Raw genomic sequence first — 13,498 nt, 5'->3', positions numbered from 1 at the left:
GGGTGGGGGTCCCCCGGGGCCGGGGGGGCGGGGGGGCGGGGGGGCGCCGGGGGGCGGGGGGGGGGGCGCGGGGGGGGGGGGGGGGGGCCGGGGGGGGCCCCCCCCCGCCCTCCCCGTGCGTCCATGGGCCCGCGGGCCGCCCCGGGACCGCCCGGTCAGGCCCTCGTCCCCGCTCCCGCTCCCGCTCCCGCCGCCAGCCCCGCCCCGGTGAGCGCCGACGCCAACTGCTTGCGGCTGCTCACCTGGAGCTTGCGGTAGGTGTTGGTGAGATGCGCCTCGACGGTCTTCGTGGTCACGAACAGGGTCTGGGCGATGTCCTGGTTGTTCCTGCCCAGCGAGGCCAGTTCGGCCACCCGCTGCTCGCTGGGGGTGAGCGCCTCGGGACCGAGGACCTGCACGCGGCGCAGGCTGCCGCCCGCCGCGGTGAGTTCGACGGCCGCCAGTTCCACGAGCGCGCCGGCCCCGCAGTGCTGGGCCAGCACCTGGCCCTCCGTGAGCAGTTCGCGCGCCTCGTTCCGCCTGCCCACCCGCCGGAGCGCGGCGCCGTACTGGACGAGCGCCCGGGCCAGCTCCAGCCGGGCCGGCCCGGCCCGCAGCACCTCGACGGCCTCGTCCAGCAGCTCCAGCCCCTCCTGCCCGGAGGTGACCATCCCGGCCACGCAGAGGGCCCGGCCCAGGGCCCGGGGCGCTCCCCAGGTGCGGGCCAGCCGCAGTTCCTCCTCGGCGTGGGCGATGGCCTCGTCCCTGCGGTTCAGGGCCCACAGGTTCAGGGCGGCCTCGGACCTCCAGGGAAGGAGTGCGGGGTTCCGGCCGCCGTGGGCGGCGAACCTCTCCCCCGCGGCCACCGCGAACGCGAGGGCCTCCTCGTGCGCCCCACGGGCCCTCAGCACCTCGGCCTTGCCCTCCAGCAACCAGTGCTGCATGCCGAAGGACGGCACCTTGCCGTCGATGCCGGTGAGCCGCAGCCGCTCCTCGGCGTCGGCGAACCGGCCCTGCTCGACGAGGGTCTGCACGATGATGGCGTCGGCGACCGGCCGGGCCACCACGTGGTGGGTGTTGTCGATCAGCCTCAGCGCCTCCATGACGTCCTGTTCCGCCTCGGCGAGCTCGCCCCGCCACATCCAGGCCAGGGCCCGGTACATGACGGCCACGGCGAGCTGGGGCAGTGATCCTTCGTGCCGGGTGCGCACCACTTCCGCGTCGAGAGCGGCCATCGCCTCCTCCACCCGGTCGGAGGCGAGGAGCCCGAACCAGGCCCCGATCGCCGTGGCCTGGCCGCTGGACTGGTTGAGCGTGCCGTCGGCGAGCGCGGCGCGGGCGTACTCCGCGGCGGTCGGGTCGCCCGCGAAGGCGTCCACGGCCGCGATGATCCCGGCCATGGCCCGGTCCCCCAGCGTGTCGGCCGCGGGCAGGGCGCGCAGGACCGGCAGGCGGTCGTTCAGGTGGACCCAGCCGGCGACCACCAGCGGGATGTTCAGCAGCAGCGCCTCCAGGTGCCGGCGGAGGTCTCCGTCGCTCTCGGGGAGGGCGTCGCGGGCCTCGCTCATCAGGGTCACGGCTTCGGAGGTGCAGTTCAGCAGGAGGAGGACATTGCCCAGGACGCAGGCGGTCCGGGCCCGTTCGTGCACGTCCGCGGTGAGGTTGAGCACGTCGGTCAGATGGGCCGCGCAGGCCTGCAGGTCGACCATCAGCGCGGCCCCGCCCGCCTCGGCGAGCACCTCCACCCGGAGGTGCGGGGCCGGCGGCTCCGCCAGCGCCCGCTGGAGGTAGACGTAGGCGCTGTCGCTGGAGCCCCGCCTGCGGGCCTCGACGGCGGCCCGGCGCAGGGCGGACACGACCTCGCCGTCGGCGCTCGGCGGCACCTTCAGCAGATGCGTTCCCACCTGCGCGGCCGCGGCCTTGCGCTCCGCGAGCACCTCGGCCGCCCGCCGGTGCCAGGAGATGCGCCGGGCCCAGTTCATGGAGTCGTATACCGCCGACCTCACCAGCGGGTGGACGAACTCCAGTTCAGGCTCCGCGGACGGTTCCGCGTCGGTCGCGCGCAGGAGGTCGATCCGCTGGAGGGCCTTCGCGGTCTCGGCGGCCTCGGCGGGGCCGATCCCGGCGAGGAGCGCCGCGCCGTGCAGGCTGGCCCGCTCCCCCCACACCGCGACGGCCTGGACGAGCAGGGCCGCTTCGGAGGGCAGCTGGGCCAGCCGCAGCGACACCCGGTGGGCCACGGCGAGCGTGCCCGTCCGCAGGACGAGGTCGGCGTTCTCGGCGAGGGGTTCGATGTCCCCGGGCTCGGTCAGCACCTCCAGCAGCAGCGGGTTCCCGCCCGTCGCCACGTGGCAGGCGTCGACGAACGAGGGTTCGGCGCCGTGTCCCAGCCGGCGCCGGACCATCGTCTGGGTGCCCTTGCGGCTCAGTGGCTGCGGCAGCAGGACCCGGGAGGCGGGGTGCGTGGTCAGCTGCTCGGTCACACCGAGGTCCGTGCCGGGTTCACCCGGCCGCATCGCGATCACGAAGAGCAGCGGGAGGTCCTTGGCGCGCTGCATCAGGAAGGTGAGGAACCTGAGCGATCCGGCGTCGGTCCAGTGGGCGTCGTCGATCGCGAGCACCAGCGGCTGGTCCAGGCACAGGTTGGCCGTCAGCCAGTACAGGACGTGGAAGTTCCCGAAGTCGCCCGACGCCGGCTCGCTCTCGTGCTCCCCGCCCGGCCGGCCGATGAGTTCGGCGGCGGGTGCGGCGGCTCCGGCGAACCACACCTTGCGCTGCCGGGGATCCGCGGAGGCCGTCAGGGGCTCGAAGAGCTGCCGTACGACGCCCAGCGGGAAGGCGCGTTCCATCTCCGTCCCCCGGGCGGAGATGACCCGTGCTCCCGCCGCCCGTCCCATGGCGGTGGCTTCACGCATCAGCCTGCTCTTGCCGATGCCCGCCGGCCCCTTCAGCATGAGGGAGCCCCCCGATCCGGCCATCAGCTCCTCTACCGCGGTGCGGAGCGCCGCGAGTTCGGTGGTGCGTTCAACGACGTCGTCAGAAGCGTGCATGAGACCATCCGTTCGAAGCCAGGAGCGGGCGGAGGACGGACGCGTCCACGCGGGGCGGCGGGCACACCGTGCCGCCCGGGACGCCACCGTCCCGGTGGGTCACGAGGTGGGACGGTCCCCCCTCGTCGTCCGGCGGGCCGAGAGGCGGGTGTGGCGGGCGCTCTGGCTGCGCAGCTCCCGCTCCTCCTGGACGGAGTAGTCCGATTCGACCAGGTCGAGGAACCTGAAGTCCAGGTCGTCCTCCACGAGTGAGCAGGCACACCTTCGGTCGTCGGTAGCGCAGCGGTCTCTCATCCTGTCCCATCCATCCGTTCCTCGGGTGCGGCCCCGGGCGGACCTGTCGCGTCCCGGCCGTACCCGTCCACACTGCGATGATCATGCTCTTCCGCCGGCTCCGTCACCATCGGGGCCCTCCCCGAAACGCACCCCAAGATTCGCCCTTCCCCGGGGAGGCCCGTTCCTGGGGGGAGGGTTCCAGGGGGCGGATGGCGATGAACCTCATCAAGCCATCGGGAAGCGGGCGAGTACGCCCGTATCCTCCGGGGTCCGGCGCGGGCGGGGGCCCGCTGTCGGCACCCGTGGATCGCGCAGCCGCAGGAGATGCGGCCGGGATGTGCCGGACGCACGCACCAATGTCGGCATCACGGTGCTCGGACCGGCCACCGGCGCCTATCCTCTGCGCATGGCCGGATCCATACTGCTTGAACGTGAAAGCGAAATCGATGTCCTGTCGAGGAAGATGGCGTCCGCCCTGGAGGGTCTGGGTTCCCTGATCCTGGTAGAAGGCGAAGCCGGAGTGGGCAAGACCCGGCTGCTGGAGGAGGCGCGGGCGCTGGCGAAGGCCAGGGGGGCGCTGACCCTGATGGCGTACGGATCGGAGATGGAGCGCGAGTTCGCCTTCGGGCTGGTCCGCCAGCTCCTGGAGCCCGCGCTGGTGTCCGCCCCGGCGGAGCTGCGCGCGGACTGGCTCTCGGGCGCCGCGGAGGCGGCCCGGCCCGTGGTGGACGGCGGGCACGGATCCCAGGAGTCGAGCGGTGACTTCTCCGTGCTCCACGGGCTGTACTGGTGCGTGGCGAACATGGCCAGCACCCGGCCGCTGGTACTCCTGATCGACGACGTGCAGTGGGCGGACGCCCCCTCGCTGCGCTTCCTGACGTTCCTGATGCACCGGCTGACGGACATCCCGGTCGCGGTGGTGATGGCCTCGCGGCCCGGGGCCGACGAGGCGACCGCCCGCTCCCTGGACGTCCTCGGCGTCGACGGGGCGACCACCCTCCTCCGGCCGCGTCCGCTGTCCCTGGACTCCGCGGGGATCCTGCTGAACGAGTCCTTCGTCGACGAGCGGCCGGCCGAGACTCCCTTCGTGGAGGCGTGCCACGGGGTCACGGGCGGCAATCCGCTCCTGCTCCAGCAGCTCGCCCGGGTCATGCGGGCCGAGGGCATCGAACCCGTGCGGGAGAACATCGGGCAGGTCGTGGAGCTGGGGCCGCAGGCCGTCTCCCGGTACGTGGCCGGGCGGCTGAACGAGCTGCCGGAGGCCGCCGAGGGACTGGCGAGGGCCGTCGCCGTCCTGGGAGACGGCGTACAGCCCGGGGTGGCGGCGCTCCAGGCCGGGCTCTCCCCCGAGGAGACGGTGCACGCCGCACAGCACCTCGCGCTGGTCAACATCTTCTCCAAGGAGTCGGTCGCCCAGGGCAACCCCCTGGAGATGCGGCTGAAGTTCACCCACCCCCTGGTGCGCGCGGCCGTGTACGGCACCCTCGACCCGGATGTGCTGATGACCGCGCACATCAAGGCCGCCCAGGTGCTGGAGACCTCGGGCGCGGAGGCCGAGAAGGTGGGGGCGCACCTGCTGAACATCCCTCCCGCGGGGTCGGAGCAGGCCGTCGCGGTCCTGCGCCAGGCGGCGGACGACGCCCTGTTGCGGGGCTCGCCGGACGCCGCTCAGGTCTACCTCCAGCGCGCTCTGGCCGAACCGCCGCCCGCGGATCAGCGGCTGGACGTCCTGCTGAAGCTCGCCGACTGCGGTCACCTGCTCAACGACGACCGGGCGATCGGGCCGCTGCGCGAGGCCCTGACCCTGTCCGAGTCGCCCCACCAGCGGGCCATGATCTGCGCGCAGTTGGGCAGCGCGCTGTTCTTCCTCGGCCGTACCGCCGAGTCCCTCCAGGTCCAGCAGCAGGGCATGCGGGAGGCCACCGACGAGGGCACCCGGGGGTTCCTGGCCGCCGGCATGCTCTCCACGCTCGTCTTCGAGCCCAACCAGCCGGCGCTGTTCGCCTACACCGACGAACTGGAGCGGCTCCCCTCGCACGACAGCGCCGGGGCCGGAGCGCTGGACAGCATGATCGCCATGGTCAGGACCTGGCAGGGCCGGCCCGAGGGCGTCGCCCGGGCACAGCGGGCGACGCGCAACACGGAGTTCATGACCATGCCGAACGGCGAGAAGTTCCTCGCCCTGGGCGTGTGGCACACGCTGATCGCGGCGGATGACCCCGATGCCCTCGCCTCGGTGGAGGACGTCATCGTCAACGCGCACAAGAACGGCTCGATCCGGGCCCTGACCGCCGCGTTCAACCACCGCGGGTGGGGGCGGCTGCACCAGGGGCACCTCGCGGACGCCGAGGCGGACCTGCACTCGGCGATGCGCGCCGTGGAGGACGCCCACGTCCATGTCGGGCGGGCCTTCAACGGGGCGTTCCGCGCCGAGGTCCACATCTCCCAGGGCCGGTACGCGGAGGCCCAGGCGGCCCTGGACTGGGGGCGGCTGACACCGGGGAATCCGGGGGCGGTCTACCATCTGCTGATGATCCAGGCGCGGCTGCTGAGGATCCAGGGGCAGTACGAGAGGGGCCTGCAGACCGCGCTCCAGGCGGGCCGGTCCTTCGCCTCCTGCGGGGGCGACAACCCGGCGCTGATCCCCTGGCGGTCGGAGGCGGCGATGAGCCTCCACCAACTCGGGCGCGCCGAGGAGGCCCTGGGGTACGCCGAACAGGAACTGGCGAGCGCCCGCCGCTGGGGGGCACCACGCGCCCTGGGGCGTGCCCTGCGGGTCGTCGGGATCACCCACGGGGACCCGGCTCGGGGGCTGGAGGCCCTGGAGGAGTCCTGGAACCTCCTCTCCCCCTCCTTCGCGCGGATCGAGCGGATCAGCACCGGACTGGCGTACGGTGCCGCCCTCTGGCAGGCCACCGGAGCCGAGTCCGCGCAGGAGCTCCTGCGGGAGACGGTCACCCTGGCGCACGGCTGCGGATCCGACAACCTGGCCAGGATCGGTATCGAGGCGCTCAAGAAGACCGGGGCGCGGCCCCGCCGCCTGACCGTCGCGGGGCCGGACTCCCTGACCCCCAGTGAGGCGCGCGTCGCGAAACTGGCGGCCTCGGGGGCCAGCAACCGCGAGATCGCGCAGGAGCTGTTCGTCAGCGTGAAGACCGTGGAGGTCCATCTGACCAACTCCTACCGCAAGCTCGGTGTGCGCCAGCGGGCCGAGCTGCAGAAGCTGCTGGCGGACTGAAGCCGCCGGGCGTGCGCCGGGCCGCCGCACCTGACCGGGTGCGGCGGCCCGCAACCGCGGCCGCGCCGGCCGCGTCCTTCCTCTCGTACGACGCGCTACTCCAGCCGCTGCTCCCGTGGGGCAGCGGCCGTCGGCATTTCCTAATACTCGGGGTCACCCCGCATGCCCCCCGTCCTGTCCGCACCGCACGATGGCGGTGCCCTTCAGGGCCTCGATCCTTTCCGAGGCGGCCGTCGCGAGGCCGCACGGGGAAGCATTGCCCTTCCCGCCCAGGACGAGCATGCCACCGAGTCTTCAGGAGTTCCCGTGGATCCCATGCCGTGGTTGGCCGATCTGCCCAGCGAGGCGATCGCCCGGCTCGACCCGCTCAAGCTCGACCACTTCTTCGAGAAGCTTCCCCGGATCAATGCCGAGAAATGCGTGGACGCGTTGAGGGCGACCGCCGAACTGCTCGGCTGCGGAGCGGAACTGCACGCCCCCGTGGACGGACCCGCGGCCCTGGCGGCCATGCGGGACCTGGGCTTCCTCACCGGGTCGCTCCATTGCCAGGGGGTTTCCGTGGACGCCGAGTTCCCGGTGCTGCACGACCGGATGAGGGAGCTGGGGCGCCAGGTGCACATGGTTCCCCGGGACACGGTGCTGCACTACACCGTGTGGAACCCTTCGGACGGGCGCCGGCGGACCTTCACCGGGGACCCCCAGGAGCGGCGGCTCATCGAGGTGACCGGTGCCGCCATCGTGTGCATAGAGGAGGCCATCCGCGATCTGTCCGAGGCGGCCCGGACCGATCCCGCCACGCGTGCGTTCGCCCGGTTGTGCACCACGGCCGCGGCGGCCCTGGAGGAGTCCGCGCAGTACGTGAGCATCCCCGATTCCGGTATCGATCCCGTCCACTTCGCCACCGTGTTGCGCTTCTACTTCGAACCCATGGCCATCGCCGGTTCCCCCTACCACGCCCCGGCCGCCGCGCAGGTGCCGCTGTACCTGGTGGACCAGCTCGTCCGCGGCTACGCCCACGACGACCCCGAACAGGCGTCCTTCCGCGAGGACCTGGCGCTGTACGGCCTGCCCCGATGGCGCCAGACCTTCCGGACCGCCTGCCGTGAGCCGTCGTTGACGGCCCTGGTGGAGAAGGCCCACCGGACGGCCTTCGGGCTGCGGCTGCCCAGGGTCCAGGAGTCCGCCGAGGCCCTGTCACTGGTCCTGCGGGCCCTGACGGTGTTCCGCGGGCGCCACCGGCGCGTGGTGAAGACGGCCTACGACGAGCAGATCCGCAGCTACACCGTGGGCAGTGCCGGCGCCGACGTGGGTGTCCTGGACACCATCCTCGGCTCCACGCGCGCCTGCGCGGAATCCCTGCGGTCGGTGACCGGGTCGCGTCCTCCCGGCTGCACCCGGGCCGCCGCCTGACCGGCCGGCCGGCCAACGAGTGTCCACCTTCACATCCACCGTTCTCCGGGGAGAAGAGCATGCGACAGGACACCACAGAGGTTCTCACCGAACAGCCTCCCAGACTGTTCGAGGGAACCTACTTCCACAACCCGTTCCCCACGCTGGACCGGCTGCGGGAGACCTCGCCCGTGCACCGGTTCACCTTTCCCCTCGGGGACGCGTCCGTATGGATCGTGACGCGCTACGACCTCGTCCGCGGCGTCCTGAACGACGCCCGCTTCAGCGTCGACGGGTCCACCTGGGCCTCACCGGAGTTCCGGCGGGCCGGTCTGGTCGTCGGGGAGGGGACGCTGTTCGGCCAGGTCATCAGTCTCATCGACCCCCCGGACCACACCAGGATCCGGCGGCTGGCCCTGGGCGCCTTCTCTCCGGCGCGCGTGGCGAGCTGGCGGCCGAGGATCCAACAGGCCGTCCGGGACCAGCTGGACCACCTGCGGAGGAAGCTCGCGGACACCGGCGGCGCCGAGATCCTGGAGGACTTCGCCAGCCCGGTCCCCACCCGGATCATCAGCGAGATCCTGGGGGTCTCCCTCGACGGGACGGTGGACATGGCCGACATCGTCGCCCGTATCTATCCGGCCGACCCCGCGCTGGCGCCGGGCATCCCGCACGCCTTCAACGACCTGGCCGACTACAGCCGGCAGCTGGTGCTCCAGAAGTCGATGGCACTGGCGGACGACCTGACCTCCGACCTGATCCGCGCGCACGAGGACGGGCAGCGGCTGAACGAGGAGGAGTTGGCCGCCCTCGTCATGATCCTCGCCATCGGCGGGTTCGAGACCACCCGGGGGCTGATCACCAACGCGGTCGTCGCCCTGTCGGAGTTCCCCGAGCAGATCGAGGAGGTCGTGTCCGCCCCCACCCTCTCCCCCACGGCGATGGAGGAGTTCCTGCGGTACGCCGGGCCGGCCGCCAACCTCATGATCAGGTTCGCGATGGAGGAGATCGAACTGGACGGCCAGGTGATTCCGGCCGGCGCGGCCGTGCTCCCCTGCGTGCTGTCCGGGAACCGCGATCCGCGCAGGTTCACCGCACCCGACACCCTGGACCTCTCCCGCAGGGAGGCCAAGCACCTGGGGCTGGGGGCGGGGATCCACAACTGCCTCGGCGCGGCCCTGGCCCGCATGGAGGTGTCCGAGGCACTGCCCGCCCTGTACCGCGCGCTGCCCGGCATCCGGCCGGCCCAGGAGCCTCAGGACATCGACTACGTGCAGAACTGGGTGCTGCGGGTGCCGCGGCGGCTCCCGGTCACCGCCGGACCCGTCACCCCGGCGGCCGGATGACCACCGCCCGCCCGTCGGCCGCCGCCCGGCAGCTCCCCCGGCTGCCGGGCGGCGGCGCGCCCACCCGCGGGGCAGCCGCGCGGCGCACCGCCTGGGGGCCGCCGTGCGCCTCCTAGTGCTGCTCGTCTTCGGCGTGCTGGGCGGGGAGGCCGTGGCCTTCGCGTACGGGCTGACGCACCTCGGCGACACCGGTGCCGCCAAGAGCGCCGCCGTCGGCCTTCTCGCGATCTCCGCCAACCTCTTGCCCTGGACGGCCCTGCTGGCGCACCGTGTGCTGTACGCGAGGCTTCCCGGACGGGGGCGCCCGGAGCTGTCCCTCGCGAGGGTCGAGTCCTCCACGGTCGGGGGCGAGGGACCCGGCTACACCCTCCGGCTGGAGGTGACCGTCGCCCCCGGTGCGGGCCGCCCCTCGTTCCGGGTGCGCTGCAGGACCGCAGTCGACGTGATGGACCTCGATGCCTACCGGAGGGGACGGCTGGTCCTGGTGCGGTACGACCCGGAGCAGCCCTGGCGGACCGTGGTGACCCCGCCGCCGACGATCGAGTGGGCCGAGCGCCTGGCCATGGCGCAGGTCTCCTCGGCGCCGGCGGCCACGCTCCGGGAACGCCCCCGGCCCCGTGACCGGACCGTCCTCGCCGCACTCGCCTTCGTGTGCGGAGCGGCATCCGCCCCCTGGTACGGCCCCGCGCTCCTGTGATCCGCACCGCGAACCCGGAGGAGAGACGTCATGCGCGTTCCCGAGGCCCGCCGGTCTTCCCCGGCCGCCCGAACGATCGCCGTCGCCGCCGCACTGGCGCTGGCCGCCGCGGTGCCCCGCCCGGCCGAGGCGTCGAGCGCTCCCCCACGACTGGACGTGCTCACGACGAACACCATGCTGCTGCCGTCCTTCGTGATCGACGACTGGGCGCAGGACGAGCGGGGCGCGCTGATCGGAGCCGCCCCCTACCTGGGCGGCCATGACGTCGTCGTGTTCCAGGAGCTGTTCGACAACAGCGCTTCCGCGATCCTGCTCGCGGCGGCGCGCGAGCGGGGCTACGTCCACCGGACCCCGGTCCTGGGCCGGTCCAGGACGGGCTGGGACAGGACGCTCGGCGACTTCAACGCGCTGGCGCCGGAGGACGGGGGCGTGGCCATCGCCTCCCGCTGGCCCCTCACCCACCGCGCGCAGTACGTCTACGACCGGGCCTGCGGCGCCGAGGCCTTCTCGGAGAAGGGGTTCGTCTACGCGCGCCTCAGCGTCGGCGGGGTGCCGGTGCACGTCTTCGGCACCCATCTGCAGTCCGACGACAGCGGCTGCGCCGCCGGTCAGGCCCGGGCGATCAGGGCCGACCAGCTCCGGGAGCTGCGGGCGTTCGTGGACGGGGCCCGGATCCCCGCCGGGGAGGCGGTGCTGTACGCGGGGGACTTCAACATCGACCGGTACGGGCCGGAGTACCCGGTCCTGCTCGGCACGCTGGGGGCCGCCGACGCCTCCTCCGAGGGCGTCCCCTACACCCTGGATCCGCTGACCAACGGCGTGGCGGCGAAGCGCTATCCGCACGCGCCCCGGCAGCGCCTGGACCACGTCCTCCACGACGCGCGGCACGCCAGGCCCGCAGTGCGGCGGAACACCGCGGTGGCGGTGGCCTCCCCGCCCTGGACCGCGGGCGGATCCACCTACCGGCAGTACTCCGACCACCATCCGGTGGTGGGCACCACGGGCTAGGGGGTCGCCCCCCGGGCCCCCGCACGACCTCGCCCGCGCCCGCCACCACTCCGCATCCCGAAAGGACGGTCATCCCATGACCTCGAAGGTCACGATCGACGGCGACCTGTGCATCGGCTCCGGCTCCTGCTTCCTGTTGGCACCCGAGGTGTTCGTCCAGCGTGAGGACGGTCTGGGGAGCGTCCGCCCGGAAGCCGCCGGGGAAGGCGCCGATCCCCTGGTCGAGGAGGCCGCCCGCGCCTGCCCGATGCAGGCCATCGGCCTCGGGGACTGACGGCCCCCGCCCGTGCTCCCGCGGGACCGGTCCCGCGGGAGCGCCGAACGCGGATGAGTAGATTTTGCTCATCCGCGTTTCCTGTTCCATCGACTAGAAATGACCGACGGACGGCAGCGCCCGGCGCACTCCGCCCGTCCGTGCCGGGCAGCCGCCCGACCTCCTTCCCGACCTCGGTCCACGAGGAAAGGAACACCCCCATGACCATCGCCGCCGCACCCCGCCCCGCCGCACCCCCGGCCGATCCGGTCGGCTTCCTGAACGCCCTTCGCGGGCCGTCGGACCTGCGCCGGCTGAGCGCCGGGGAAGCGGCGGCCGCCGCCGCCGAGATACGGGCCTTCCTCGTGGAGACGGTGTCCGCCACGGGCGGGCATCTGGGCCCGAACCTCGGCGTGGTGGAACTGACCATCGCCCTGCACCGGGTGTTCGACGTCGAGGCGGGCGACGCCCTGCTGTTCGACACCGGCCACCAGGCCTACGTGCACAAGGTCCTGACCGGGCGCCGAGCCGGATTCGGCACCCTGCGGCAGGAGGGCGGGCTGTCCGGCTACCCCAGCCGGGCCGAGTCGCCCCACGACTGGATCGAGAACTCGCACGCCTCCACGGCCCTCTCCTACGCCGACGGGCTCGCCAAGGCGCGCGCTCTGGCTGCCGACCGCTCGGCCGTGGTGACCGTCGTCGGCGACGGGGCGCTCACCGGCGGTATGGCCTGGGAGGCCCTGAACAACATCGGCGGCGCACCGGAGCGCCCGGTGATCGTGGTCGTCAACGACAACGGCCGCTCCTACGCCCCCACCGCCGGCTCCTTCGCGCGGCATCTGGCCGGACTGCGCACGGGCGCCGCTAGCCCGCGCCCCGGCAACCTCTTCGAGAACCTGGGCCTGGCCTACCTGGGACCGGTGGACGGGCATGAGATCGGTGCACTGGAGGAGGTGCTGCGCCGCGCCCGCGGCCTGGGCGCTCCCGTGGTGGTCCATGCGGTCACCGTCAAGGGCAAGGGACACCCGGCGGCCGAGGCCGACCGGGTGGACCGCCTGCACTCCGTCGGCCCCGCAGCCGTGCCCGTCCCCTGTGCTTCCCCGGTCTCCGCCGGTCCGGTCACCGCACCGGGTGCGCCGCGTCCCGACTGGACCACGGTGTTCTCCAGGTCGCTGCTGGCCGCGGGACGGCGCCGGCCGGACGTGGTGGCGCTCACCGCGGCGATGCCGGGCCCGACGGGGCTGGCCCCGTTCGCCGAGGAGTTCCCCGGGCGGTTCTTCGACGTGGGGATCGCCGAACAGCACGCCGTCACCTCGGCGGCCGGTCTGGCGATGGGCGGCCTCCGCCCGGTGGTGGCGCTCTACTCCGCCTTCCTGGGCCGGGCCTTCGACCAGGTGCTGATGGACGTGGGCCTGCACGGGCTGCCCGTGACCCTGGTGCTCGACCGCGCGGGTGCCACCGGCCCCGACGGCCCCTCCCACCACGGTATGTGGGACGCGGCCCTGCTGGCCCTGGTACCGGGGCTGCGGCTGGCCCTGCCTCGGGACGGCGCCCGGCTCGCGGAACTGCTCGGCGAGGCCGTCGACCACGGCAGCGGTCCCAGCGCCCTCCGGTTCCCCAAGGGCCCCATCGGTCAGGACGTGCCGGCACTGCGCCGGGAGGGGCGCGCGGACGTCCTGGCCGAGGGCCGCACCCGCGATGTGCTGCTGGTCGCCCACGGCCCCCTCGCCGTGCCCTGTCTGGCCGCCGGTGCGTCCCTGCGGGCGCAGGGGGTGGAGGTGACCGTGGTGGACCCGCGGTGGGCGCTGCCCGTCGACCCCTGTCTGACGGCCCTCGCGGGACGGCACCAGCTGGTGCTCAGCGTGGAGGACGGCGTCACGGTCGGCGGGCTCGGGAGCCGGCTGGCCGGGGCCTGCCGCGAGGCCGGCCTGACCACCCCGGTGCACGCCCTGGGCCTGCCCCGGCAATTCCTTCCGCACGCGCCGCGCGACCGCGTGCTCGCCGGGGCGGGCCTGTCCGCCACCGGTATCGCCTACGCGGTGCTGCGCGCCAGAGCCGGCCTGCCCGCGCACACGGACCCGGGCCCTCGGACCGGACCCACCCCATGAACGCGGGCGGGCCCGTCGGGCCCGCCCGCCCCGGAACGCCGGTGCGCCGTCCCCACCCGACGAACCCTCGTCGGCGATGCCCCCGTCGGTGGCGGCGCACCGGCATCCGACGGCACGCGCGATGGCGGCCGTACGCCCCGTCGCGGGGCGGTCA

General features: G+C 73.6%; 9 protein-coding genes. 7 read left to right on the top strand and 2 right to left on the bottom strand.

The genetic code is table 11. The features are described from left to right. Positions 1-155: 155 nt before the first annotated feature. Positions 156-3,029, bottom strand: coding sequence for a helix-turn-helix transcriptional regulator (locus tag ACZ50K_RS15725; RefSeq protein WP_468902886.1), 2,874 nt, complete (start codon positions 3,027-3,029; stop codon positions 156-158). Positions 3,030-3,128: 99 nt separating this feature from the next. Beyond that, entirely contained in the window at positions 3,129-3,275 is a 147-nt protein-coding gene (locus ACZ50K_RS15720; RefSeq protein ID WP_468902883.1) for a hypothetical protein, read from the bottom strand. Between the two features lie 436 nt (positions 3,276-3,711). Between ACZ50K_RS15720 and ACZ50K_RS15715 the strand changes: the two genes are divergently transcribed. The 7 genes from ACZ50K_RS15715 to ACZ50K_RS15685 all read left to right on the top strand — a co-directional run bounded on the left by ACZ50K_RS15715 (position 3,712) and on the right by ACZ50K_RS15685 (position 13,344). Beyond that, positions 3,712-6,543, top strand: a complete 2,832-nt coding sequence (locus ACZ50K_RS15715; protein ID WP_468902881.1) for a helix-turn-helix transcriptional regulator — start codon at positions 3,712-3,714, stop codon at positions 6,541-6,543. 315 nt (positions 6,544-6,858) lie between these two features. Continuing rightward, positions 6,859-7,953 (top strand): monodechloroaminopyrrolnitrin synthase PrnB family protein, encoded by a 1,095-nt coding sequence (locus tag ACZ50K_RS15710; RefSeq protein WP_468903226.1) that lies wholly within the window; start codon positions 6,859-6,861, stop codon positions 7,951-7,953. Positions 7,954-8,012: 59 nt separating this feature from the next. Continuing rightward, positions 8,013-9,278, top strand: coding sequence for a cytochrome P450 (locus ACZ50K_RS15705; protein ID WP_468902880.1), 1,266 nt, complete (start codon positions 8,013-8,015; stop codon positions 9,276-9,278). Positions 9,279-9,381: 103 nt separating this feature from the next. Further along, positions 9,382-9,975: a hypothetical protein gene (locus ACZ50K_RS15700; protein WP_468902877.1), complete on the top strand. Its 594-nt coding sequence runs from the start codon at positions 9,382-9,384 to the stop codon at positions 9,973-9,975. A gap of 30 nt (positions 9,976-10,005) precedes the next feature. Continuing rightward, positions 10,006-10,983, top strand: coding sequence for a sphingomyelin phosphodiesterase (gene sph / locus ACZ50K_RS15695; protein ID WP_468902874.1), 978 nt, complete (start codon positions 10,006-10,008; stop codon positions 10,981-10,983). A gap of 76 nt (positions 10,984-11,059) precedes the next feature. Continuing rightward, positions 11,060-11,257, top strand: a complete 198-nt coding sequence (locus tag ACZ50K_RS15690) for a ferredoxin (RefSeq protein WP_468902871.1) — start codon at positions 11,060-11,062, stop codon at positions 11,255-11,257. Positions 11,258-11,457: 200 nt separating this feature from the next. Continuing rightward, positions 11,458-13,344 carry a 1-deoxy-D-xylulose-5-phosphate synthase gene (locus tag ACZ50K_RS15685; RefSeq protein WP_468902869.1) on the top strand — a complete coding sequence of 629 codons (1,887 nt, stop codon included), beginning with the start codon at positions 11,458-11,460 and terminating at the stop codon, positions 13,342-13,344. Positions 13,345-13,498 lie beyond the last annotated feature (154 nt).

The organism is Streptomyces sp. NPDC033845 (assembly GCF_055576225.1).
Note: the sequence above shows the minus strand (reverse complement) of the source record. Positions and strands in the feature narration are given on the sequence as shown.